Annotated in this window: 24 protein-coding genes; all 24 read right to left on the bottom strand. The window is 43.8% G+C overall.

Features of this window, described 5'->3' with window-relative positions:
* Positions 1–527 precede the first annotated feature (527 nt).
* The 24 genes from aroA to F9802_RS01745 all read right to left on the bottom strand — a co-directional run bounded on the left by aroA (position 528) and on the right by F9802_RS01745 (position 23,099).
* Complete coding sequence (aroA, locus tag F9802_RS01860; protein WP_152149440.1) at positions 528–1,817, bottom strand: 3-phosphoshikimate 1-carboxyvinyltransferase; 1,290 nt, start codon at positions 1,815–1,817, stop codon at positions 528–530.
* A gap of 11 nt (positions 1,818–1,828) precedes the next feature.
* Positions 1,829–2,932, bottom strand: coding sequence for a prephenate dehydrogenase (locus tag F9802_RS01855; RefSeq protein ID WP_152149439.1), 1,104 nt, complete (start codon positions 2,930–2,932; stop codon positions 1,829–1,831).
* Between the two features lie 14 nt (positions 2,933–2,946).
* On the bottom strand, positions 2,947–4,047 hold the full coding sequence (gene hisC / locus F9802_RS01850; protein ID WP_152149758.1) for a histidinol-phosphate transaminase: 1,101 nt from the start codon (positions 4,045–4,047) through the stop codon (positions 2,947–2,949).
* Between the two features lie 33 nt (positions 4,048–4,080).
* Positions 4,081–4,461: a chorismate mutase gene (aroH, locus tag F9802_RS01845; RefSeq protein ID WP_152149438.1), complete on the bottom strand. Its 381-nt coding sequence runs from the start codon at positions 4,459–4,461 to the stop codon at positions 4,081–4,083.
* Entirely contained in the window at positions 4,458–5,549 is a 1,092-nt protein-coding gene (gene aroB, locus F9802_RS01840) for a 3-dehydroquinate synthase (protein ID WP_152149757.1), read from the bottom strand. The genes aroH and aroB overlap by 4 nt, the downstream gene beginning before the upstream one ends.
* A gap of 2 nt (positions 5,550–5,551) precedes the next feature.
* Entirely contained in the window at positions 5,552–6,724 is a 1,173-nt protein-coding gene (gene aroC / locus F9802_RS01835; RefSeq protein ID WP_152149437.1) for a chorismate synthase, read from the bottom strand.
* Between the two features lie 204 nt (positions 6,725–6,928).
* On the bottom strand, positions 6,929–7,702 hold the full coding sequence (locus tag F9802_RS01830; RefSeq protein WP_152149756.1) for a CheR family methyltransferase: 774 nt from the start codon (positions 7,700–7,702) through the stop codon (positions 6,929–6,931).
* Between the two features lie 372 nt (positions 7,703–8,074).
* Positions 8,075–8,521 (bottom strand): nucleoside-diphosphate kinase, encoded by a 447-nt coding sequence (gene ndk / locus F9802_RS01825; RefSeq protein WP_152149436.1) that lies wholly within the window; start codon positions 8,519–8,521, stop codon positions 8,075–8,077.
* A gap of 94 nt (positions 8,522–8,615) precedes the next feature.
* Positions 8,616–9,578 (bottom strand): heptaprenyl diphosphate synthase component II, encoded by a 963-nt coding sequence (gene hepT, locus F9802_RS01820; RefSeq protein ID WP_152149435.1) that lies wholly within the window; start codon positions 9,576–9,578, stop codon positions 8,616–8,618.
* 18 nt (positions 9,579–9,596) lie between these two features.
* A complete protein-coding gene (locus F9802_RS01815; protein WP_152149434.1) occupies positions 9,597–10,304 on the bottom strand; it encodes a demethylmenaquinone methyltransferase in 708 nt (235 codons plus the stop codon).
* A 3-nt stretch (positions 10,305–10,307) separates the two neighbouring features.
* Complete coding sequence (locus F9802_RS01810; RefSeq protein ID WP_152149433.1) at positions 10,308–11,108, bottom strand: heptaprenyl diphosphate synthase component 1; 801 nt, start codon at positions 11,106–11,108, stop codon at positions 10,308–10,310.
* Between the two features lie 222 nt (positions 11,109–11,330).
* The gene (gene mtrB, locus F9802_RS01805) at positions 11,331–11,558 is read right to left on the bottom strand and encodes a trp RNA-binding attenuation protein MtrB (protein ID WP_152149432.1); all 228 of its coding nucleotides are present in this window, start codon (positions 11,556–11,558) and stop codon (positions 11,331–11,333) included.
* A 23-nt stretch (positions 11,559–11,581) separates the two neighbouring features.
* Positions 11,582–12,148, bottom strand: a complete 567-nt coding sequence (gene folE, locus F9802_RS01800) for a GTP cyclohydrolase I FolE (RefSeq protein WP_152149431.1) — start codon at positions 12,146–12,148, stop codon at positions 11,582–11,584.
* A 496-nt stretch (positions 12,149–12,644) separates the two neighbouring features.
* A complete protein-coding gene (locus tag F9802_RS01795; protein WP_152149430.1) occupies positions 12,645–12,917 on the bottom strand; it encodes an HU family DNA-binding protein in 273 nt (90 codons plus the stop codon).
* A gap of 268 nt (positions 12,918–13,185) precedes the next feature.
* Positions 13,186–14,664 carry a stage IV sporulation protein A gene (gene spoIVA, locus F9802_RS01790; protein ID WP_152149429.1) on the bottom strand — a complete coding sequence of 493 codons (1,479 nt, stop codon included), beginning with the start codon at positions 14,662–14,664 and terminating at the stop codon, positions 13,186–13,188.
* 244 nt (positions 14,665–14,908) lie between these two features.
* Positions 14,909–15,616 carry a hypothetical protein gene (locus F9802_RS01785; protein ID WP_152149428.1) on the bottom strand — a complete coding sequence of 236 codons (708 nt, stop codon included), beginning with the start codon at positions 15,614–15,616 and terminating at the stop codon, positions 14,909–14,911.
* A gap of 23 nt (positions 15,617–15,639) precedes the next feature.
* Entirely contained in the window at positions 15,640–15,837 is a 198-nt protein-coding gene (locus tag F9802_RS01780) for a DUF2768 domain-containing protein (RefSeq protein ID WP_152149427.1), read from the bottom strand.
* Positions 15,838–16,142: 305 nt separating this feature from the next.
* Positions 16,143–17,198 carry an NAD(P)H-dependent glycerol-3-phosphate dehydrogenase gene (locus F9802_RS01775; protein ID WP_152149426.1) on the bottom strand — a complete coding sequence of 352 codons (1,056 nt, stop codon included), beginning with the start codon at positions 17,196–17,198 and terminating at the stop codon, positions 16,143–16,145.
* A gap of 20 nt (positions 17,199–17,218) precedes the next feature.
* On the bottom strand, positions 17,219–18,529 hold the full coding sequence (der, locus tag F9802_RS01770; RefSeq protein WP_152149425.1) for a ribosome biogenesis GTPase Der: 1,311 nt from the start codon (positions 18,527–18,529) through the stop codon (positions 17,219–17,221).
* 180 nt (positions 18,530–18,709) lie between these two features.
* Complete coding sequence (gene fni, locus F9802_RS01765) at positions 18,710–19,768, bottom strand: type 2 isopentenyl-diphosphate Delta-isomerase (protein ID WP_152149424.1); 1,059 nt, start codon at positions 19,766–19,768, stop codon at positions 18,710–18,712.
* A gap of 76 nt (positions 19,769–19,844) precedes the next feature.
* On the bottom strand, positions 19,845–20,990 hold the full coding sequence (rpsA, locus tag F9802_RS01760) for a 30S ribosomal protein S1 (protein WP_152149423.1): 1,146 nt from the start codon (positions 20,988–20,990) through the stop codon (positions 19,845–19,847).
* A gap of 99 nt (positions 20,991–21,089) precedes the next feature.
* Complete coding sequence (locus F9802_RS01755) at positions 21,090–21,674, bottom strand: lysophospholipid acyltransferase family protein (protein WP_152149422.1); 585 nt, start codon at positions 21,672–21,674, stop codon at positions 21,090–21,092.
* Complete coding sequence (cmk, locus tag F9802_RS01750) at positions 21,668–22,348, bottom strand: (d)CMP kinase (protein ID WP_152149421.1); 681 nt, start codon at positions 22,346–22,348, stop codon at positions 21,668–21,670. The genes F9802_RS01755 and cmk overlap by 7 nt, the downstream gene beginning before the upstream one ends.
* Positions 22,349–22,436: 88 nt before the next feature.
* On the bottom strand, positions 22,437–23,099 hold the full coding sequence (locus F9802_RS01745) for a flagellar brake protein (protein WP_152149420.1): 663 nt from the start codon (positions 23,097–23,099) through the stop codon (positions 22,437–22,439).
* Between the last annotated feature and the right edge of the window lie 7 nt (positions 23,100–23,106).

The following is a 23,106-nucleotide window of genomic DNA, read 5'->3' as shown; positions in this document are numbered from 1 at the left end:
CAAAGCCCATTTTCCTTCTTCACTTTAAGAAAAGCGAAGAGCACCTGCCTATTAAGGAACGCAGACTAAATTCGCCACTTCCTGTGGCAACGTCTGCATGACCCGCTTCCTGCGGGCCTCAAGCATAAGACGAGCCCGCTGGAAGGTTGTTCTTTAACCTTCTGGACGGATTGGCTTATGACCTCGAGTCGATGGTGCTCAGAGCTAGACAATTAGAAAAGCGCAAGCGCCTTGATCAGCCTTAGGCAAAAATGTTCTTTCACCAATGTCTAGCTGCGCCTCCTTGGGGCTCGAGGTCATATGCCAATCTGACTGCATGGCTGAAAAACGCCATTTCGTCAGACTGTCATATGCTTGTCGCCCCAGAGCAGTCGGCTTCGCTTTTCTATAAAGAAGTCCACCTTTTGACTTCATTGGTGAAAGGTTATTTGACCTCGAGGGGCTAGGCGCTGGAGCTGGACAAAAGAAAAGCACAGGCGCCTTGACCAAACGAAAAAGGAGCTGATAAAAATCAGCCCCCCCTCCCTTTATTTTTGAGTGAGTCGGTTCATATCTTCAAAAAATTCCGGGTAAGAAATCGCAATCACTTCCGGATTTTCTAATTGAATCGTGCCTTCCGCTACGATGGAAGCAACAGCAAGCATCATCCCAATTCGGTGATCGCCGTGCGACGAAACACGGCCGCCGGACAACCGGCTTTTGCCGTAGACGATCATACCATCTTCCGTTGCTTCAATTTCCGCACCGAGTTTTTTTAATTCATCTACAACCGTATCGATGCGGTTCGTTTCTTTTACTTTTAATTCTTCTGCATCTTTAATAACCGTTTTTCCTTCAGCTTGAGTAGCGAGTAAAGCAATCACCGGGATTTCATCAATAAGCCTTGGAATTAACTCCCCGCCAATTTCAATCCCTTTCAGTTCTGAGCTGCGAATCGTGATCTTACCGATCTCTTCACCAGCAGCGTCCTCCGCCTGAACTTCGATATTTGCTCCCATTTGGGTAAGGACGTCAATGATACCGGTTCTTGTCGGGTTCAAGCCGACATTTTCAAGTATCACTTCACTGTCTGTAGCTATTGCTCCGGCGGCCAGGAAAAAGGCCGCTGAAGATATATCTCCGGGAACATACACATCCGTTCCTTTAAACGATTGACCGCCTTTAACGATAATATCATTGCCGCGGCGGGTGATTTCCCCTCCGAACTGCTTGATCATTTTTTCAGTATGGTCACGCGTAGGCTGCGGTTCAATAATGACTGTTTCTCCTTCAGCCTGCAAACCGGCAAAGAGAATAGCCGATTTTACTTGAGCGCTTGCCACAGGCAGTTCATAACGCATCGCCTTTAGCTGTGTACCGTCAATCGCAAGCGGAGTAAAACGGCCTCCGCTTCGTCCATTAATGCGAGCCCCCATTTCGGCCAACGGGATCACGACACGATCCATAGGCCGCTTGGCAATGGATTCATCACCAATCAATACAGAATGAAAGGAGCGACCGGCTAAAATACCGAGCAAAAGCCGTGTCGTCGTGCCGGAGTTGCCGGCATCCAATATATCGGCAGGCTCTTTCAAACCCTCCCAGCCATTTCCATGAACAATAATTTCATCATCTGTTTCTTCGATTTTTACGCCGAGCTTACGGAAACAGTCAATGGTCCGCAGGCAGTCTTCCCCTTTTAAAAAATGACGGACAGTTGTTTTGCCGTCTGCCAGCGCACCAAACATAATCGAGCGGTGGGAAATAGATTTGTCTCCCGGCACTTCTAGATGTCCATTAAGTGAGGACTTAGTCAGATTCAATTCAATTTCCTTCATAGAATCACCCTTCAGGCTAAAAATAAGTCATAATTTGTATGTTTTTCAATGCACTTCTGTGCCCGCATACGGTCTTTTTCATTTTGAAAACTAATGACAAGCACCCCGTACACATCTTCCCGAGTTTCCATAATCCTAATGTTCGTAATGCTGATTCTCTCTTCCGCTAAATAAGCCGTCACTTCAGAAATCACACCAGGATAATCTGGTACATCTACATATAAATCATAGAATGAAGGAATCGCCCCCATCGCTTTGACAGGAAGCTCATCTCTGAATCTTTTCGCTTCATTAAAATAATCAAATAAAAGAGGGGCGCTTCCTTCCTTTAAAATATCTATCACTCTTTCCATTTCTACTTTCCACTCGCTTAACAGAGCCAGCAGCATTTCTCTATTATGTAACGAAATATCTTTCCACATTTCCGGGTTTGACGAAGCAATTCTCGTCACATCCCTAAACCCTCCTGCAGCCAGACGGGAAATCAGCGAATTGCTGTGATTGTGCCGGCGGGCTTGATGTACGAGAGAGGCCGCAATGACATGGGGAAAATGGCTGACGACGCCTGTCAAGTGGTCGTGGTCGTCAGCGGATAGCTCAATGATTTTTGCTTTCGTTCCTTGCAGCCACTTTTTCAGGATAGCCACTTGCTTTTCATTCGCATGTTCACCTGGCGTCAATAAATAAAAAGCATTTTCGAACAAAAGTTCTTTCGCAGCTGCCACCCCGCTTTTATGCGAGCCGGCCATCGGGTGGCCCCCAATAAAAGCAGCCTGTCGGCTTTCCAAGATAGCTGCACAGTCCATAATTCTCTTTTTCGTGCTGCCGGTGTCTGTAATAATGACCTCTTTTTTCAACTCAAACCCTGCCAGCCGTTTGATCATTGCTTCCGTCTGCAGAACAGGCGCAGCTAAAATAATGAGGTCAGCCTGCTCGGCCCCTTCTTGAAACGATTCCGCTTTTCTATCTATGACATTCAGCGCTTCTGCCAAACCAACTTCATCTGCGCGAATGTCATATCCAATAACTTCCGCCTGCGGATGGGCTTTTTTTATCGTTTTCGCCAATGACCCGCCGATTAAGCCCAGCCCGGCAATAAATACTATTCCTCTCATAATTAAACAAGCACCTACTGTCTAATGGCTTTTTCAGCTACGAAGCTTTTCATAGCCTGAATAACTCCTTCATTTTGCTCTTGCGAACCAACGGTCACCCGGACAGCACCCGGGAAGCCAAGGGCATTTCCTGAACGGACGATATAACCTTTTTCCATTAAATATTGAGTTAATTCATCGCTGTTGCATTTGAAATCAATTAAAATGAAATTTCCTTCTGATGGATAATAGAATATATTTTCATTTTGGCAAAATTGATAAAACTGCTCCAGCCCTTTTTTATTTTCAATTCGGCATTTTTCAACAAACGCCTGGTCAGAAAGTGCGGCAATAGCGGCTCCTTTACCAAGCGTATTAATATTAAACGGTTCACGGACCGGCTCTAGGGCACGAACCACTTCTTCAGCCCCGAAACCATAGCCGACCCGGAAACTGGCAAGGCCGTAAATTTTAGAGAACGTTCTTAAGACGAGCACGTTTGGATACTTTTCGACAATCTCAACGGCATTATAATAATCATCCGCTGTGACATATTCATAGTAAGCTTCATCCAAAACAACGAGTACATCTTCCGGCACTTTATTTAAAAATTGAACGAGGTCGTTATTGGATATATGAATGCCGGTTGGATTGTTTGGGCTGCACAGCCAGACAACCGCTGTCTGCTCATCTATAACAGCAAGCATCGCATTCAAATCATGGGCGCCGTCGACGAGCGGCACTTCGCGAATTTCCGCTCCTTCTACCGTCGCATTGTGGCGATATTGCGGAAAAGTAGGTGTAGCCATAACTGTATTTTTTCCCGGCTCAAGCATGGCTCTGGAAATAATTAAAATCAATTCATCAGACCCGTTGCCAAAAATGAGCTGTTTTTCTTCTACATTAAGCGATTCACTGAGGGCAGAGCGAAGATCGGTTATGTAACCGTCCGGATAAATAGCATATGAGGATCCATAAGACTGAATCCATTCTTTTGCTCTGTTGGATGAACCGAAAGGATTTTCATTTGAAGCGAGTTTAACGATTTTTTCCAGACCGTATTCTTTTCTCACATCTTCAATTGAACGCCCCGGCTGATAGGCTTTTAAATTGGTTATTTGTTTTTTCCATTTCATCTTCATCACGATCCCTCCATTTTTTTCGCTTGTTCAGCTGGTTGAATTGCTTTGCTTTTGTAAATCAGGCCGCAGCCTTACTGCTTCCTCTAAATAAATGTGGTGAATTTCCTGCTGTGACACCTTTGTGTTCACATGCATCATGACTCTAATGCACTGGCGCAAGCTTCCTGGAACCGAGATTTCATTCATGCACATTACCGGAACATATTCCCAGCCCTCCAGCCGTCTCAATGCTTTCGCAGGAAAAGCTGCGTTAATATCATCGGTTACCGAAATAAAAACGGAACAAACATCTTCAGGCTGTATGTCATTTTGCTGCACCATTTCTCTAATAAGTCTATCGGTCGAGTCAATCATTTCTTTTTCCGTATTTTCTGTAACAGTGATTGCCCCCCTGATTCCCCTAATCATACCGCAGCCTCCTCTCTCATGAACTGATCAACTTCTTGCAGTTCCTGCCGGCTCATTTCTGCGATCACTGGCCGGCCTACTTCTTGTAATAAAACAAACCGAATGCTTTCACCGATCGTTTTTTTATCTCTCTCCATTAATGTGTATAATTCATCAAATGACAGCCCGTTATTCAAATCGAGCGGATATCCAAGTTTAGCCAGCCAATTCATAAACCGTTTTAATTCAAATGTCAATCCTTCTTTTCTTTCACTGGCGCGCAAAGCATAGACCATGCCTGCTGCCACCGCTTCCCCGTGGGTAACCTTTCCATAGCCGAGCTTTGCTTCGAGAGCATGGCCGTATGTGTGGCCGAAATTCAAATAAGCTCTGACTCCGTGCTCTTTTACGTCTTCCTTAACGATTTTCCCTTTAATTTGAATCCCTTTTTCAAGGCAATAGGCGAGAAAATCAGCAGATATATGTTGAAAGTTCGTTATATTTTCCATAAGCTCTTTTAAAAAGTCAGGATCAGCAATCAAAGCATGCTTAATGATTTCCGCAAAGCCTGAACGGATCTCCCGCTCTGGCAGCGTGTGAAGAAAACGCGTGTCAAAAAGCACCGCTTCCGGCTGATGAAAATGGCCAATCATATTTTTTCCGAGCGGGTGGTTGATAGCTACTTTTCCTCCTACCGCACTGTCATGCGCTAAAATGGTCGTTGGAATTTGAATAAATGAGATTCCTCTCATATAGCTGGATGCCACATATCCAGCCAAATCTCCGGCAGCGCCGCCGCCAAAGGCAAGTATACAAGATTTGCGATCCAATCCTTTTTCAAGCGCAAAAGTCAGGCAGCGTTCAAAAGAAGCAAAAGTTTTAGCTGTTTCCCCCTTCGGAACTGTCAGCCAATCTGTTGGCAGATGAGGCGGAAGAGCTCTTTTCAACGTTTCTGCATGGAGTGATGCAACGAGTTCATCCGCAATGATTAACAGCCTCGTCGTTTTCTTTAAAGGACCAGCAAACAGTTCGTCCAGTTTATTTAATGCGCCTTCTCCGACAAAGACAGGATATGATTGATCAGGTGTTTCGATCAATAGCTCCCTCATCATCAAAACTCCTTCGCATAGCGTCGGAATTCTTCTACCGAAGCGGACAAGGCATCCATCCGGTCACTGTAAAACTGGTCCATAATAGCCGAAGCGAGCTCCCAAGCAACAACTGCTTCTGCGACAACAGCCGCTGCCGGAACAGCGCAGCTGTCAGAGCGTTCAATACTTGCAGTAAATGGTTCTTTCGTATCAATATCAACACTTTCAAGCGGTTTATAAAGAGTCGGAATCGGCTTCATCACTCCGCGGACGACGATCGGCATTCCAGTTGTCATGCCGCCTTCAAAACCGCCGAGACGATTTGTTTTCCGGTAATACCCTTTTGATTCATTCCAGGCAATTTCATCGTGCACTTCACTGCCGAATCTTTCAGCGGCTTCAAAGCCGATGCCAATTTCTACCCCTTTAAATGCGTTGATGCTCATGACTGCAGCTGCCACTTTTGCATCCAGCTTTCTGTCCCAATGAACGTAACTTCCTACTCCGGCTGGCATTCCTTCAGCAATGACTTCGACAATGCCGCCGATTGAATCGCCATTTGCTTTAGCATCATCGATCGCCTGCATCATCTTTTTCTCTGCTTTTGAATCGAGACAGCGTACCGGCGAATTTTCACTTAGTTCCTGCAACTGTGCCAGACTTTCAAACTCCGCCTGCTCTGCTTTAATGCCGCCAATTTCAACGACGTGAGAAGCAATTTCGATGCCTAAAAGCTTTAACAGTTGTTTCGCAACAGCACCTGCCGCAACCCGCACTGTTGTTTCGCGGGCGGAGGAGCGCTCGAGCACATTTCTCATATCACGGTGCCCGTATTTCAAGCCGCCATTCAAGTCAGCATGACCCGGGCGCGGACGAGTAATTTGCCGTTTCACTTCTTCCCCTTCTGTTTCATCGAACGGCTCACTGCCCATTATTTTTGTCCAGTGTTTCCAATCGTCATTTTCAACGACAAGAGCGACAGGTGATCCGAGCGTATAACCGTGCCGAATGCCACTTTTGATTTGCGCCTGGTCTTTTTCAATTTGCATTCTGCGCCCTCTGCCATGCCCTTTTTGTCGGCGGCTCAGCTCTTTATTAACATCTTCAGCCGTAAGCGGCATACCGGCCGGCAACCCTTCAATAATTGTTGTTAATTGCGGACCATGTGATTCTCCTGCTGTTAAATATCTCATAACACTTTCTCCCTTCAACTCGTTAAAGCGGTTATGTACTACTATAACATATTTTTTTTATTCCGCCACAAAGCTTATGTATGTTTTCGAGAATTTTACCATAATTAGCGCCATATTTGTCATAATTCTTTATATTTTTCAAAATATTAATTTCTATAAAGAAAAAGACCTTTTTATGAAAGGCCTTTCACGCAGTCTTCAGTTTCATTTGATTTTACGGTAGAAAAATGTATCTTCCGCTTCAAACCCATATCCACTAGGGTTGAAAATTTGTTCCGTGCTGCCGACGAACAGAACTCCATCCTTCTTCAGCGCCGCACTGAATTTTTTATATAAAAGATCTTTTGCTTCTTCCGTAAAGTAAATCATCACATTGCGGCAAATAATTAAGTCCATATTGGAAGCAAACCGATCTGCCAATAAATCCTGTTTTTTAAAAGTGACTGTCCGCTTTATTTCTTCGTTGACTTTGTAAAAAGCTCCTTGGTTCGTAAAAAACTTCTGTTTTTCACGCGCGGGCACTTCTGCTAAAGAGCGTTCTGCGTATACTCCTCTTTTCGCTTTTTGGATAGCACTTTCGTCAAGATCTGTTGCGGTAATCGAAATTTGCGACAAAGGCACATAGTTGGAGAGAACCATCGCTGTTGTGTACGGCTCTTCACCTGTTGAACAAGCTGCACTCCAGATGTTTAGTTTTTTATTTTCTGTAAGCAAGCGAGGAAAGATTTTCTTCTCCAGCACGTCCCACCTCTTTGCATTTCGATAAAACTCCGACACATTGATCGTCATTCTGTCTAAAAACTCATTAAGAAGGTTTGCATCTTTGTTTATTAAATCAAAAAAATCTTTAAAAGAATGGCATCCTTTTTTTTCATACAGTGAAGTTAACCGTCTTTTCATTTGTGCTTCTTTATATTTGCTGAGGTCAATGCCCGTTTTTCTTTTTATATTAACAATAAAGTTTTCGTAATCGCTCATTTGTCCGTCCCTTTCTCCATCTAATTCCCGGGTAATCCCACATCGTTCTATAGTCCTTATTATAACGAAGGCCGGCATGAAAGGAAGAGCATTTTTTGACAAACAAAGAACAAAAGCGCAAACGCCTTGATCAGCCCCGACATGCAAATGTTCTTTCACCAATGAAGTCCGCCTTTTGACTTCCTTGGTGAAAGGTTATTTGACCTCGAGGGGCTAGGCGCTGGAGCTAGACGTAACAAAAGCGCAAGCGCCTGTGAAAAGCGGCGCCGACTGCCATGGAGGCAGAGCTAGACACAGATCAGCCCCATTATTATTTTATCGTTTCCTAAGCAATAAAAAAACCGCTGTCCAGGGACAGCGGCCTTCACTTTCTTAGTAAATCCATTCATTTACTTCTTTGTTGTAAGTAGTTAATTCTTCCTCTTTAAAGAAAATCGCGATTTCTCTTTCTGCGCTTTCAGGAGAATCCGATCCGTGGATAATGTTTTTGCCGACAGTGATACCGTAGTCGCCGCGGATCGTTCCAGGTGCTGCATCTTTAGGGTTTGTTGCACCCATCATTTGGCGGGCAGTAGCAATTACATTTTCCCCTTCCCAAACCATAGCGAAAACAGGGCTTGAAGTGATAAAATCAACCAATTCACCGAAGAATGGGCGTTCTTTATGTTCTGCGTAATGCTGTTCAGCTGTTTCTTTAGAAACGCTCATTAGCTTTGCACCGACTAATTGAAAGCCTTTCTTTTCAAAGCGAGCGGTAATCTCACCGATTAAGCCTCTTTGTACGCCATCAGGTTTCACCATTAAATATGTTTTTTCCATCGTATTCACTCCTATAGTATGTATCATTTTTTATAACAATCCCTCAAAATAGTACCATTGATTCCACGTCTTGACAACGTTTTCACTAAAAAAACTAATATTTTCGCTTGCCGATGAATTTGGCAATATCCCGAAGCGTTTTCTTTGTTCGGTTAGCTGGCAGTTCATCTAATATGTGCAGTGCCCGGCTTAAGTACCGCTGACTCAATGCATGTGACCGATCAATGACATCACTTTGTTTCATATGGGTGATGATTTCATCCATTTCAGATTTGGGCGTATGCTTATTTACTCGAATTATTTTTTCCCGCATTCGGTCATCTTCAAGCGCATAAAGAGCAGGAAGCGTCACGTTCCCTTGCCAGAGATCGCTCCCAGCCGGCTTGCCAAGTTCTGCTTCCGTAGCGGTAAAATCAAGAATGTCATCTGTAATTTGAAACGCCATCCCGACGTTGTAACCGAATTGATAAAGCTTTTCATGCACCTGCTTTGGAACATTAGAGGAAATCGCCCCGATTTGACAGCTTGTGGCGATTAAAATAGCCGTTTTCCGCTTAATTCTTCGCAAATAGTCCCTCAAATTTTGATCGAAGCGGTACTTATCTTTAATTTGGTTAATTTCCCCTACGCACAATTCAACCATAGCATTTGACAAAATCCGATGAGCTTCGACATTTTCAATGTCGGCCATATACTCAAGTGCTCTGGCAAAAATATAGTCGCCCGTATACATTGCGACCCGATTATCCCATTCGGCTTTTACGGTCGGCTTGCCGCGCCGGATGTCCGCATTATCAATGACGTCATCATGAACTAAAGAAGCCATATGAATTAACTCAAGTGCAACAGCTACATTTTTTACCCGGTCAATTTTATAATCGCCAAATTTGGCGGCAAGTAAAACAAAAACCGGCCGAATCCGCTTTCCGCCTGCTTGCAGCAAATGAAGCGATGCATCACGCAATGAAGGAGAAGTAGAGGAAATCGCCAGTTCTAGTTCTTTTTCAATTAAATCAATGTCCGCTTTTAAAAACGAATACAGCATAGTTAACTTCATTTTTTCCACCCAGCTTATTTACTTTTGTTTAAAACCAATATGGGTTGCCGCCACGCCGCCTGTGTGAGGCATGCAGCTGACATTGATGAGTCCTGCTTGTTCAAACATTCTTTTTAGTTCTTTCATTCCCGGAAAATCACGGGCAGATTCCTGCAGCCAGGAATACTCTTTATAGCTTTTAGCAAAAAGCTTTCCGAACATCGGCATAATAAAGCGAAAGTAAAGAAAGTACAGCTGCCGGAAACCGATCATAGTCGGCTGGGAAGTTTCAAGGCAGACGGCCATACCGCCTGGTTTAAGAACACGGTGCATTTCTTGTAATACTTGCATATAGTCTGGTACGTTGCGAAGACCAAAACCAATGGTGACATAATCAAACGTGTTATCCTCAAACGGCAGTTCCATTGCATTGCCTTGTATCATTTCCACTCTTTTTAAGCCGGCTTCTTCTACTTTCTCCTTGCCAACATTCAACATATTTTGACTGAAATCGAGCCCGACGACGCGTCCTTCCGGGCCAGCTGTTTTAGCAAGAGCAATAGTCCAGTCTCCTGTTCCACAGCATACGTCAAGAGCAGCCGCGCCTTTTTCGACTGCCATCTTTTTCATCGTGTCGTTTCTCCATCGCTTATGCTGCTGAAAGCTGATTAAAGAATTCATTTGATCGTAATTAGAGGAAATTTTCTCAAACACACGATGGACTTTTTCTTCTTTCGATTGTTGCATTCCTTAACCTTCTCCCGCATATATTTTGTTTCCAAAGATAGCATTGTACAATAAGCTATATAATCGCCATGCATGATGAGCAGACAGCTGGCCTTCCAGGGCATTTTCCGCTTTTAGCCTGGCATGGTCGATATAATGGTCGCAAATTTGAATGATTTCATGCTGTTCATCATTTGAAAGCTGCCCATTTCCTTTTGGAAACTGCAAGCTTTTTATTGCTTCTGCCACTAACGCTTTTTTCCCCGAAAGAAAGTACTCCTTCTCTTTCAGCAGCCGTTTCACGAATAACAGCTGGGAAACCGCCGGGAAGAAAGATTGAAAGTGAAACGTTGTAAAGAAGCGCTCCACAATTTCCGTTTCAATTTTAAACACACTTTCCATTACAGAATCGATCGATACATGTTCCTGCTGATAAAGAGCGATCTTATTCTCATTGATGCTTTTGACGGCACCTGAAAGAGAGCGGATCATTTGAATATCTTTTAGTTCTGCCAGGATCTGATAATACAATCCACTAAAATAGTCGCCCGCCAACACAGTCAGCTGCTGATCTTTGGCAATATTTCTCGATAAAGCCGTTACGTTTTCATGGGTATCAAGGGCAATCTGAATTAATGTGGCTGTCGTAATATATTTTTTCATGTCGACCGCCGACAACTGCTCCATCGTAAAAGGCAGCATCAAAATAAGCAATCGGGTGTCGTCGATTTCCGGCTTTTCAATAAACTTTCTCAAATAAGGATAAGAAAGTTTTTGCTGGACTTTTTTCTCAATGTTTGTTTTTTGTTTTAGCCATTCATTCATCTTGTATACCCCTTAATCCCGTATCTTTTGTTTGACCGTGCTTTCTATGTAAAATAGTCTTTCGTCTGTGATTTTTCGTTGTAAAACAAAAAATATTATACCATATAAGTATTAGAAATACGAATGGATGTTAAAAGACAGCTATTGGTTTTTATACCCTGCGGCACCAGCAAAGCAAACAGCTGTTTTTCTTTTTGGAAAAACAGCTGTTACATTTACTTTTTATGCTTCATTTCCACTTTCCACTTCGCCGAAACTCGTAATAATTTTAGCACGCCCGCGAACTTTAATAGCCGAAGTGTGCTCTGTAAACTGGGCAATCATTACTTCTCCTCTATCGAGCTTTTCTGAATGATGAAAGCGGGTATCAGACCCTCTAGTTAAACCAATAACATTCACTCCGTCTTCTACCGCCCGGATCATAATAAAGTCAGCTTGATTGTTCTTCATTCGATCCACCTGCCTCTCTTCTATCAGCCTTTAATTAAATTGAGCAGCTCCGAGCGCGAATGTACATCGTTGGCGAACTTTCCGCGAGCTGCAGTCGTAACCGTTCTAGCTCCCGGCTTTTTCACTCCACGCATCGCCATACACATATGCTCTGCTTCTACGACAACCATCACACCGTGCGGCTGAAGCTTTTCCATCATCGCATCTGCTACCTCAGCAGTAATGCGTTCTTGCAGCTGAGGACGTCTCGCCACCGTTTCCACCGCTCTTGCCAGCTTGCTAAGACCGGTAACCTTTCCGTCTTTAGGAAGATATGCCACATGAGCATGTCCAAAAAAAGGAACAAGATGATGCTCGCACATCGAGTAAAAAGGAATATCTTTTACTAAAACGAGCTCTTCATAATCCTCGCCAAAAATCGTTTCAAAATACTCTTTCGGATCTTTATTTAAACCGGAAAAGACTTCTTCATACATTTTAGCCACCCGCTTAGGCGTATCCAGCAATCCTTCACGGTTTGGGTCTTCCCCGACTGCTTCCAAAATCATACGAACTGCTTCCTCAATTTGGGCACGATTCACTTCAGCCATACTCTACAATCCTCTCTATCAATCGTAAAATTAACAAACACTCACTAAATAGTAGCATAACATACCGAAAAGCGGAAGGCGCTCGTTCAGCGCGATAGCGGATTTATAGCTCTCGACGAGGAGTCGTTCTTCAGGCTCCGACAGAGAGGGCGAAATCAGCGGACGCGCTAGCGCCTGCAGCTAGACACGAAAAGCGGAAGCGCCTGTCCAGCCGCGACAAGCATAAGACAAATAGCGAGGAGGCTGCTCTTCAGCCCCACAGCTATTTGGCTTATGACCTCGAGCGGCTAGGCGCTGCAGCTAGACACCGAAAAGCGGAAGGCGCTCGTTCAGCGCGATAGCGGATTTATAGCTCTCGACGAGGAGTCGTTCTTCAGGCTCCGACAGAGAGGGCGAAATCAGCGGACGCGCTAGCGTCTGCAGCTAGACATGAAAAGCCAGCTAAACAAAAAAGAGAGACCATGAAGGCCTCTCTTGTAGCCGTTAGGCTATGTAATTATTTAACCGCATCTTTTAAAGCTTTGCCTGGTTTGAACGCAGGTACTTTGCTTGCTGCGATCTCGATTTCTGCTCCAGTTTGCGGGTTACGTCCTTTACGTGCAGAACGCTCACGCACTTCAAAGTTTCCAAAACCGATCAGTTGAACTTTGTCTCCGCTTGCCAGCGTGTTTTGGATGGCATCAAAGACGGCTTCAACCGCTTTAGTAGCATCTTTTTTAGATAGTTCCGCTGTTTCTGCAACTTGATTAATTAAATCTGTTTTATTCATGCCATTCACCTCCTCCCAAAGGGGGTTTCAACGAAAGTCTGTATTTTACACTATTACTTTCATTCGTAAGCCATTTTCCTAATTTTTATACATACAAACGGAAAAAGCTTTTAAATCAATGTTTTTACACATTAATTCTGTTAAAAGATTATCACATAAGAAATGTCATATCAAGCAGAATCCCTTAAGAATTGCCATTCTTTCTAGCTTTAGGACAAAAAAAAGCAAAAAAGACTCCCCACGATGAAGAGAGTCTGCAAATATGTGTTCATAATATAATGGCAATCATGCCCCCTGAACCTTCATTAATGATTCGTTCAAGGGTTTCTTTTAATTTATATCTAGCATTTTCAGGCATGAGAGATAGCTTGCCTTGTATACCTTCCCGCACGATGGAACTTAAATTCCGTCCAAAGATATCAGAGTTCCAGATAGACAGCGGATCATCTTCAAAGTCTTGCATTAAATAGCGGACGAGTTCTTCGCTTTGTTTTTCCGTTCCGATAATTGGAGCAAATTCCGATTCGACATCGACTTTAATCATATGAATCGATGGAGCTACGGCCTTTAAACGCACACCAAATCGTGATCCTTGCCTAATGATTTCCGGTTCATCCAGGCTCATATCGGCAAGAGATGGAGCCGCAACGCCATAGCCCGTCTGCCTTACCATACGCAATGCATCAGCTACTTGATCATACTCTGATTTGGCGTTGGCGAATTCCTGCATTAATTCGAGCAAGTGGTCTTTCCCGCGAACTTCCACTCCAACTACTTCTTTTAATACTCGATCATATAACTCATCGGGAGCAAATAAATCAATTTCAGCTACACCCTGCCCCATATCCATGCCCGCAAGCCCTGCATTTTCGATAAATTCATATTCGTCAAACTGCCCGACTACGCGATCGACATCCCGCAGACGCTTAATATCTTGCACTGTTTCTTTAATCGCTTCTTGATAATGTCCGCGCAGCCAGTGACTTTCTTTCAGTACCATCACCCATCCCGGCAAGTTCACATTTACTTCGTGTACAGGAAATTCAAACAGCGCTTCCCGCAGCACATTCATAACATCTGTCTCTCTCATGCTCTCAACAGACATGGCTACTACCGGAATGTCATATTTCTCAGCTAGACTATCGCGGAGACTGTCTGTTTCCGGGTGATAAGGCCGGGCTGAATTGACGATCATAATAAACGGTTTGCCTACTTCTTTCAGTTCTTCAACGAGACGTTCTTCCGCTTCTAAATAATTGCTTCTCGGAAGTTCTCCGACCGTGCCATCTGTCGTGATCAATACGCCGATCGTTGAATGTTCTTGAATCACTTTGCGCGTGCCGATTTCAGCCGCTTCATGAAAGGGAATCGGCTCTTCAAACCAAGGTGTATGAATCATTCTCGGCCCATTTTCATCTTCATACCCTTTCGCTCCAGGAATGACATAGCCGACGCAATCAACGAGACGGACATTCACAGAAAGTCCCTCATCTACGTTGATCGAAATCGCTTGATTGGGCACAAACTTCGGCTCTGTCGTCATAATTTGCTTACCTGCCGCACTTTGAGGCAATTCATCTAATGCTCTTGCTTTTTCCGCTTCATTGTCTATATTAGGAAGAACAAGCAGTTCCATAAATTTTTTAATGAACGTGGATTTTCCCGTACGGACCGCACCAACAACTCCTAAATAAATATCTCCTCCTGTCCGTTCAGCTATATCTTTAAAAATATCTGCTTTTTCCAAGTAATTCCCTCCCGACTTTATTGAGTGCTCTTTTTATTAGTGGCATCATTCATACAGTAAATTGTATGATGTTGTCCTGCTCTTATATGACTGAAAATATTCCTGTAAAAAGAAAAGAGGTGTCTCATAAGTGCCTGGCTCCTCCCTTGTACATCCGCATATAGTAGATAATCGAAGATTTCATACTATATACGGAGCTGGAGATGCCGGGCTCTTTGCTTTTGAGACACCCTCTATCATTTATTTATTTCACCATAAAAATGGGTTCATTTTGATCGTTTACTGTATAAGGAAGAGAAAAAGCAGGTGCAAAAGAAGAATCTTTTAAAAGAAGCGGTCTAATATCTTCCCCTTCCTTTACTTTCTTGCCTGATTTTTTAAGAGCTGTGTATAAATCGCTGCTGTAGTCCACGTATATGTTGCCGTCTCCTGATACGACAAACGGCAAGTTGTGGTTCGTGTATGGACTGACAACGTAAGGCTCCTCTTTATATCCGAGTTTTTTAAAATTTAACGTGTACACATTATTAGCTATATCCTTTTTAAAAGGTGGGTACCCTTGTGCTCGAATGCGCATTTTAATGTCTCTGATTTGTTCGGCCATCCGCAGATCAATTAATTTAACGGTAGGATTTTTTTCTACGTCTACGAGCGCATACTGAAAAATCCCGCCAGATTCAAAAGCATTCCCGGGCGGCTCAGCCATAAATTGCGGCACAATTTTTTTAAAATCTATCGGATATTTCTCATACAACGGTGTATCCGCTTCTTTTGTTTTTATCGGCAAGATACCGCCGTTTGCTTCTTTAAACTGGTTGACTGCGGATTGAACGGCTTGAATTTGATCTTCATATGGAGTTTGATTCTCCACGCGCCGGTCTTCCGGATACATACACCCGCTTATAAGCGCTGCTGACAGGACGATCATCAGTATAATTGCTAGTTTTTTCATTCGTTGACTCTCTCCTTCAATCTTCAAGCTGGACCGCTAAATACAATGTACACCATTATTAGCCCGCCAATGATCATACAAGCATAGGCTAAAAGAGCGGAAATCACTTTTAAAAATCCATTTTTAAATTTATACCGGCTTATATAAATGGTGAAAACCGACAAAATCATAAGCCCCATCCCTATAAAAGAGATCCACATATTCATCATGGCCGTTGACATCTTTCACTGCCCCTTTCATTTATCCTTTATGCACACAGAAATAAGCTGAATATAGACGAATCATCCATCGCAAAATAGCAAAAATGGTGAAACCTCTTCTTTATCGACATGATTATAACATATTGATCAAAAAAGTGGACAACAGCAAAGTTATACACAATACGATTATTTTATAGTTTCCCAAACTGCAAAAAAGGCTGAAGCAGCTTTTTGCCGCTTCAGCTTATACGACCGCCGCCTGTTAAATGCCGGCTTATTCGTCTTAGTATATGAATAGCACGCAAACTTTGACTCAACTGCTTACTTTATAGATCCTCTTTCCTCCGGTCCTCGATGATGTCGACTAGATCTTCCATTTCATGCGTTTTCATGCGGGCCATCAAATCATCTACGGCCTCTTTTGGCTCTTGTCCTTCAAACAAAATTCGGTATAGCGCTTCAGCAATCGGCATTTCCACATTATATTTTATGGAAAGCTGCCGGGCTGCTCTCGTTGTTCGGACACCTTCTACTACCATCCCCATACTGTCGAGAACGTCTTGAAGCTTTTGTCCTTTTCCAAGCAAATTACCGGCGCGCCAATTTCGGGAATGAACGCTTGTACAAGTCACGATTAAATCGCCGATGCCTGCCAAGCCAGAAAATGTTAATGGATTCGCTCCCATTTTCGTGCCGAGCCGGGCAATTTCTGCCAGTCCTCTCGTGATTAAAGCGGCTTTGGCATTATCTCCATACCCAAGACCGTCAGAAATTCCAGCTGCGAGGGCAATGATGTTTTTTAACGCTCCGCCGATTTCTACGCCAACGACATCGGCGTTTGTGTACACGCGAAAATGCTGGTTCATAAAAATATCTTGAATTCTTTCCGCTGCTTTCATATTTTCGGATGAAGCGGTCACTGTTGTTGGATGGCGCAAGCTCACTTCTTCCGCATGGCTTGGACCGGAAAGAACAACAATATCGCTGAGAAGCCCATCCGGCAGTTCTTCTTTTATCATTTCAGATATGCGCATGAGCGTATCCGGTTCAATGCCTTTGCTGACGTGAATAATCGTTAAAGGTTCTTTGCGTATTGTTTTTATTTTTTGCAGCACTTCACGAATTGCTTTTGTCGGTACAGCCAGGACAATAATGTCTAGATTGCTTAACACTCTTTCCAGCGAATCGGAGCCAATGATGTTAACAGGCAATTCAACACCCGGTAAATATTGGCTGTTTGTATGTTTTTCATTGATTTCATTTATTCGGTCTTTATTGTGAGCCCAAAGGCGAACTTCATGCCCATTATCAGCGAGGACAATAGCCAGAGCAGTCCCCCAGCTTCCGGCGCCAATTACCGCAACTTTCACTTTGTTTTCCATACATACTCACCAGCTTTTCTTTATTTTCGAGCACGCGAGAGAATTCGGATTGGCGTTCCTTCAAACCCGAACGCTTCACGAATACGATTTTGTAAAAAGCGCTCATAAGAAAAATGCATCAGCTCTGGTTCATTAACAAAAACAACAAATGTCGGCGGCTTGACAGCCACCTGTGTCGCATAATAAATTCTTAGACGCTTTCCTTTATCAGACGGCGCTGGATTCATCGCCACCGCATCCATAATTACATCATTTAATACACTCGACTGAACGCGCATGGAGTGATTTTCACTCACCTGGTTGATGACAGGCAGCAATGTGTGCACCCGCTTTTTTGTTTTCGCAGACAGAAAAACGATTGGTGCATAATCTAAAAACAAGAAGTGATTGCGAATTTTTTCTTCTAACGTTTTCATCGTTTTTTCGTCTTTTTCCACCGCATCCCACTTGTTAACGACGATAATAACGGCACGGCCGGCTTCATGAGCGTATCCCGCAATGTGCTTATCCTGCTCTCTGATGCCTTCTTCGGCGTTAATGACGACAAGCACTACATCGGACCGCTCAATCGCACGGAGCGCACGAAGCACACTATATTTTTCTGTCGTTTCATATACTTTTCCTTTTTTACGCATACCTGCTGTGTCAATAATGACATATTCCTGGCCTTCGTACGTATATGGCGAATCTGTCGCATCTCTCGTTGTTCCGGCAATATCGCTTACAATCACCCGGTCTTCTCCGAGCAGAGCGTTCACTAAAGAAGATTTTCCGACATTCGGCCGGCCGATTAACGAGAACTTAATAACATCCTCATCATACTCTTCCTCTTCTGTTTTTGAAAAATGGCTCGCCACTGCATCAAGCATGTCTCCGAGCCCGATGCCGTGTGCTCCTGAAATAGGAAACGGCTCGCCAAATCCGAGCGAATAAAAGTCATAAATTTGGCTTCTCATTTCGGGATTGTCCACTTTATTAACGGCAAGAACAACCGGTTTTTTCGAACGGTACAATATTTTTGCCACTTCTTCATCTGCCGAAGTGACACCTTCCCGCCCACTTGCTAAAAAGATAATAACGTCCGCTTCTTCAATGGCAATCTCTGCCTGCTGGCGAATTTGTTCTAAAAACGGCTCATCCCCAATATCGATTCCGCCTGTATCAATTAAATTAAATTCGTTATTCAGCCATTCACCTGAGCTGTATATGCGATCTCTTGTAACGCCTGGAATATCTTCAACAATGGAAATCCTTTCACCGACTATTCGGTTGAAAATGGTAGATTTCCCAACATTCGGGCGGCCAACAATGGCGACAACTGGTTTCACCATTTGGTTCATCCTTTCCATACATTCATTCTCTATCGTTCTTATCCTTATGTTTCTCCGTCCGTACAAATAAAACCCTTCTGGCATGAGAAGGGCTTTGCTGAACTAGTTTATTCTATCAATATTCCCTGCACCAGGCAACTTTAATCATCACTGCCCGGAAACAATAATGATTCTAGACGTTCATTCTTGACACCTTTGACTAAATTTAGCTGGATGACACCCACGCAAATGAAGCCGGTGATACGTATCACCTTGAATAATAATTGGTGCTTTATGAAGATCGGCCACTTCATTCGCCCCGAGCGCACACATAATCATCCTTAAATCTTCGTGCAAGGAGGAGAGTTCTGTGAATAAAGCTTCTGGTCCTTTTTCCATCAATACGTTCAGCAGCAGACCCGCCATTCCAACTGCATTTGCCCCGAGTGCAAGCGACTTTGCAACATCAAGGCTGTTCTGAATGCCCCCTGAAGCAATAACGTCCATATGTCCTGCTTCTGTCTTACACTCCACTATTGCTGCCGCTGTGGGAATACCCCAGTTGTTAAAGTAAGCAAGCGCTTTTGTCCGCCGTTCATTTTCAACGGCCGCGAAGTTCGTGCCGCCAAACCCGCCGACATCTACTGCAGCTACCGGCAGTTCCGCTAGTTTCCCGGCCGCTTCCTTCCCAAAACCGAACCCTGTTTCTTTGACGATGACCGGTACAGCCAGCTTTTCTGCGATGATCCCGATCCTCTCCAATGCGCCTTTGAAGTTTCTGTCTCCTTCCGGCATAGCCAATTCTTGTATAACATTTAAGTGGATCTGCAGCGCATTTGCCTCGAGCATATCAACGGCCGCTTCCGCCTGATCTACCGTTGCTTCACTTCCAAGGTTCGCCATGATTATTCCATCGGGGTTTTGCTTGCGGACAACAGTGAATGAACGTCTTTCCTCCCGGTTTTTAAGGGCAGACATTTGTGATCCAACCGCCATTGCCACTCCCGCTTCTTTTGCCGCTAAAGCAAGCTGGCCGTTGATCTTCTCTGTTTCCTGTCCCCCACCCCCTGTCATCGCGTTGATAAAAACAGGCGAACTTAAGAGAAGTCCGCCTATTTCCGTTTGAATAGATATATCTTCAAGTGCAGTGTTGGGGAAGCTTTGATGAACAAACTCGACATCATCGAGGCCCGTTTGTCTGCTTTGACCTGTTGAAAGTGCATATTGGATATGATCCCGTTTTCTTTGTGCCCTCGTCACTGTATATCACCGTTTCCTTATTCAATAAAAGCAGAAGAACGGATCTATATGAACAGATCCGAACTTCGCATGTTAATTATTCTTCTCTTTTTAAGCCTTTTAATTTATCGCCAATCATTTCGCCAAGCTGGAAGCCAGTGCTTTCCTCAGGCATGCTGTACGATTCATTCGCCTGCTGGGACTGGTCTTCAAATTGTTTCATACTCAGTGAAAGACGGTTTTCTTGTTCGTTTACATCAAGTACTTTTACTTTTACTTCCTGGCCTTCTTGCAGCACTTCATGCGGCGTACCAATATGTTTATTGGAGATTTGAGAGATGTGAACTAATCCCTCGACTCCAGGGAACACTTCCACAAAGGCGCCATAAGAAACGAGGCGCTTGACTGTACCTGTCAGCTCAGCTCCTATAGGGGCTTTTTCAGCAATATCAGACCAAGGTCCAGGGAGCGTTTCTTTAATAGATAAAGAAATTCTTTCGCTGTCACGGTCAACAGACAGCACTTTCACTTTCACATCCTGGCCTTCCTGAATAACATCGGATGGTTTTTCCACATGTTCATGGGAAAGCTGGGAGATGTGGACAAGGCCATCTACGCCGCCAATATCAACGAAGGCGCCAAAGTCAGTCAGGCGCTGGACTTTCCCTTCAAGAACATCGCCTGCTTCAATTTCAGAAAGCACTTTTTTCTTGTTTTCTGATTTTTGCATGTCGATCACTGCGCGATGCGATAAAATTAAACGATTTTTGTCTTGTTCCAGTTCAACGATTTTAAAGCTCATCGTTTTCCCTTTGTAGTCTTCAAAGTCTTCCACATAGTGATCTTCGACAAGTGAAGCAGGAATGAATCCGCGGATGCCAAGATCAACGACGAGACCGCCTTTGACCACTTCTTTTACTTCCGCTTCAAACACTTCTCCGTTTTCAAAACGGCTTGTCATTTCTTCCCACGCTTTTTCTGCATCTGCTTTGCGCTTGGAAAGAACATATAGATCATCTTCTTCTTTTGTTACTTGAAGCTCAAGCTTGTCGCCTTCTTTCACTACATCGGTTGCTTTTTCCACGTGCAAGCTGGAAAGTTCACTAATTGGGATAATGCCGTCTTTTTTACTTCCTTCAATTTCAACTTGCACTTGCTTTTCTTCGACTTTCACTACAGTAGCTTGGACTTTATCGCCTACTTCGTAGTTATTCACTTCAGTTTGGTTCATATCCTCTGTCATATGTACTCCTCCTTAATACAGAACTGCTTACATTCATTTGATAAAATATTCTTTCTATTAACTTCTAACAATTGCCGTCATTTGTCAAGCAGTAAGTATTTAGCAATAGTCCTCTCTTAACTTCCGAATGTGGGACATAATTACTTCTGTTGTTTCTTCAGCACTTGCTTTTCGGCTGCGCAGCTCTTCCATGTCGATGGGGGGGCCGTAAACGACTTTCAGTTTGCCGAGCATTTTATAAGGCCCGACGATCACACAAGGAACAACGTAGGCATCCGTGCGTAAAGCAAAGAATCCCGCGCCTGCCAGTCCCCGGCCGATTTCACCTGTTTTTGAACGGGTTCCTTCAGGGAAAAGTCCGAGTACTTTCCCTTCTTTCAAAAATTTAAGTCCTTTTCGGAGAGCTTCTCTGTCACTCATCCCTCTTTTTACTGGGAATGCATTCAAGTTAGTTAACATTTTCCCAAAAACGGGGACTTTAAACAACTCTTCTTTTGCCATAAATAAAATGGGCCGTGGAGCTGTAATTCCTACAACAGGGGGGTCCAGATTATCGATATGGTTGCTGCACAGAAGCACACCGCCTTCTTTCGGAAAATGTTCTCTGCCATGCACTTCTATGCGGTACAGCGGCATTAAAATAGATTTCACGACTGTTCTGGCGATTGAATAAAATGTTACCATGCCTTTATCCTTTCTTCTGCAATGGACATAATTTGATCGACAACATCTGCAATTGATAAAGATGTCGTGTCCATTTCTATCGCATCCTCCGCTTTTTTCAGCGGGGCCGCTTCCCGCTCCGAGTCAATTTTGTCGCGAAGAGTAATCTCTTCTCTTAACTTCTCTATATTTGATGAAAATCCTTTAGAAATATTTTCTAAATGCCTTCTTTTCGCTCTTTCTTCTGTGCTTGCTTTCAAGAAAATTTTCACTTCCGCCTGCGGGAGCACATGGGTACCGATGTCACGGCCGTCCATAACCACTCCGCCTTGCTCGGCGAATACTTGCTGGCGCTTCACCATTTCTTTACGCACGAGTGCATGCTTGGCTACAAAAGATACGTTATTCGTTACTTCATTTGTTCTTATTTCATTTGTCACCTTTTTTTGATCGAGAAAAACTTGCTGGCCGTTTTCTCCCGGCTTTAAGTCAATGGTTGATTCGTAAAGCAATTGCAGCAGCTGCTCTTCATTTTCAAAGTCAGCCTTTGTTTGAATGGCTTTGTAAGTGAGAGCCCGGTACATCGCTCCTGTATCAATGTAAATATAAGATAGTTTTTCAGCAATAATTTTCGCCACTGTGCTTTTGCCGGCGGCAGCCGGTCCGTCTATTGCTATTTGAATTTGTTTTTGCATGCTTTCACCTTCTACACATTTTTTCTCCTTATTCTATCACACGACGAGAGGATATTCTTCAAAAAAAACCCCCGCCGTTTGGCAGGAGTCATTGAACAAGTCCTTTTCTTTTCATCATGAGCTGGCATTCAAAACAAAAACGCAATAAAACTTGTTGTTCGTGCTCTCGCAAATCAGTAAATTCGATAGAAACAATGGTCCGGTTGGTATGATCCGTTCGTGTCCTTACGACCTTGCCGGCTATTTCAAAATAATGATGTTCACTTGACTGCATAGGGACAGAAAGGAAAACGCGGCCTGAATCTCCGTATTCCGCTTCTACCCCTTCCGGCAGCGCTATAGCTATTCCTCCAGCACTGATATCCTCGGTCGCTGCCGTAAAAGGAGGTTTATTATTCAAGTAAATCGCAGCATTGACCGGTGATTGCAAACGCACAAATTTACGGCGCTGGATCCGCTCGTATTTATCCTTTCCCGGGTCGTGGAGAAGTAACAGCGGGATTTCTCTTTTCGTCCGGCCGATCACTTCCGTGTTAAATGTGTACACAGCCGAAGAAGATTTCGGATCGATAAATTCAGCGGAAAGCTGCATGCCATCTACAAAAAAAGTGGAACGGTTTGTTTTTATTTTCACTGGATAATCAATTAGTATGTGGCCTTCATCTATATCTGCCACCCGACAGCGATAACGCTCTTCTTCCCCTTCAGCGTCCGTTGATACTAGCAGTAAATACATTCCCATTTCGATCATTTTTACC

It is taken from the genome of Bacillus aerolatus (genome assembly GCF_009183655.1).
In the GTDB taxonomy this organism is placed as follows: domain Bacteria; phylum Bacillota; class Bacilli; order Bacillales; family Domibacillaceae; genus Pseudobacillus; species Pseudobacillus aerolatus.
The sequence above is the reverse complement of the archived record's forward strand: the minus strand, read 5'-3'. Positions and strand labels throughout refer to the sequence as shown.

Coding starts and splice junctions, on each gene's coding strand:
- aroA (WP_152149440.1), bottom strand. CDS start 1,817: ATGAAGGAAATTGAATTGAATCTGACTAAGTCCTCACTTAATGGACAT.
- F9802_RS01855 (WP_152149439.1), bottom strand. CDS start 2,932: ATGAGAGGAATAGTATTTATTGCCGGGCTGGGCTTAATCGGCGGGTCA.
- hisC (WP_152149758.1), bottom strand. CDS start 4,047: ATGAAATGGAAAAAACAAATAACCAATTTAAAAGCCTATCAGCCGGGG.
- aroH (WP_152149438.1), bottom strand. CDS start 4,461: ATGATTAGGGGAATCAGGGGGGCAATCACTGTTACAGAAAATACGGAA.
- aroB (WP_152149757.1), bottom strand. CDS start 5,549: ATGAGGGAGCTATTGATCGAAACACCTGATCAATCATATCCTGTCTTT.
- aroC (WP_152149437.1), bottom strand. CDS start 6,724: ATGAGATATTTAACAGCAGGAGAATCACATGGTCCGCAATTAACAACA.
- F9802_RS01830 (WP_152149756.1), bottom strand. CDS start 7,702: ATGAGCGATTACGAAAACTTTATTGTTAATATAAAAAGAAAAACGGGC.
- ndk (WP_152149436.1), bottom strand. CDS start 8,521: ATGGAAAAAACATATTTAATGGTGAAACCTGATGGCGTACAAAGAGGC.
- hepT (WP_152149435.1), bottom strand. CDS start 9,578: ATGAAGTTAACTATGCTGTATTCGTTTTTAAAAGCGGACATTGATTTA.
- F9802_RS01815 (WP_152149434.1), bottom strand. CDS start 10,304: ATGCAACAATCGAAAGAAGAAAAAGTCCATCGTGTGTTTGAGAAAATT.
- F9802_RS01810 (WP_152149433.1), bottom strand. CDS start 11,108: ATGAATGAATGGCTAAAACAAAAAACAAACATTGAGAAAAAAGTCCAG.
- mtrB (WP_152149432.1), bottom strand. CDS start 11,558: ATGAAGAACAATCAAGCTGACTTTATTATGATCCGGGCGGTAGAAGAC.
- folE (WP_152149431.1), bottom strand. CDS start 12,148: ATGGCTGAAGTGAATCGTGCCCAAATTGAGGAAGCAGTTCGTATGATT.
- F9802_RS01795 (WP_152149430.1), bottom strand. CDS start 12,917: ATGAATAAAACAGATTTAATTAATCAAGTTGCAGAAACAGCGGAACTA.
- F9802_RS01785 (WP_152149428.1), bottom strand. CDS start 15,616: ATGAAAAAACTAGCAATTATACTGATGATCGTCCTGTCAGCAGCGCTT.
- F9802_RS01780 (WP_152149427.1), bottom strand. CDS start 15,837: ATGTCAACGGCCATGATGAATATGTGGATCTCTTTTATAGGGATGGGG.
- F9802_RS01775 (WP_152149426.1), bottom strand. CDS start 17,198: ATGGAAAACAAAGTGAAAGTTGCGGTAATTGGCGCCGGAAGCTGGGGG.
- der (WP_152149425.1), bottom strand. CDS start 18,529: ATGGTGAAACCAGTTGTCGCCATTGTTGGCCGCCCGAATGTTGGGAAA.
- rpsA (WP_152149423.1), bottom strand. CDS start 20,990: ATGACAGAGGATATGAACCAAACTGAAGTGAATAACTACGAAGTAGGC.
- F9802_RS01755 (WP_152149422.1), bottom strand. CDS start 21,674: ATGGTAACATTTTATTCAATCGCCAGAACAGTCGTGAAATCTATTTTA.
- cmk (WP_152149421.1), bottom strand. CDS start 22,348: ATGCAAAAACAAATTCAAATAGCAATAGACGGACCGGCTGCCGCCGGC.
- F9802_RS01745 (WP_152149420.1), bottom strand. CDS start 23,099: ATGATCGAAATGGGAATGTATTTACTGCTAGTATCAACGGACGCTGAA.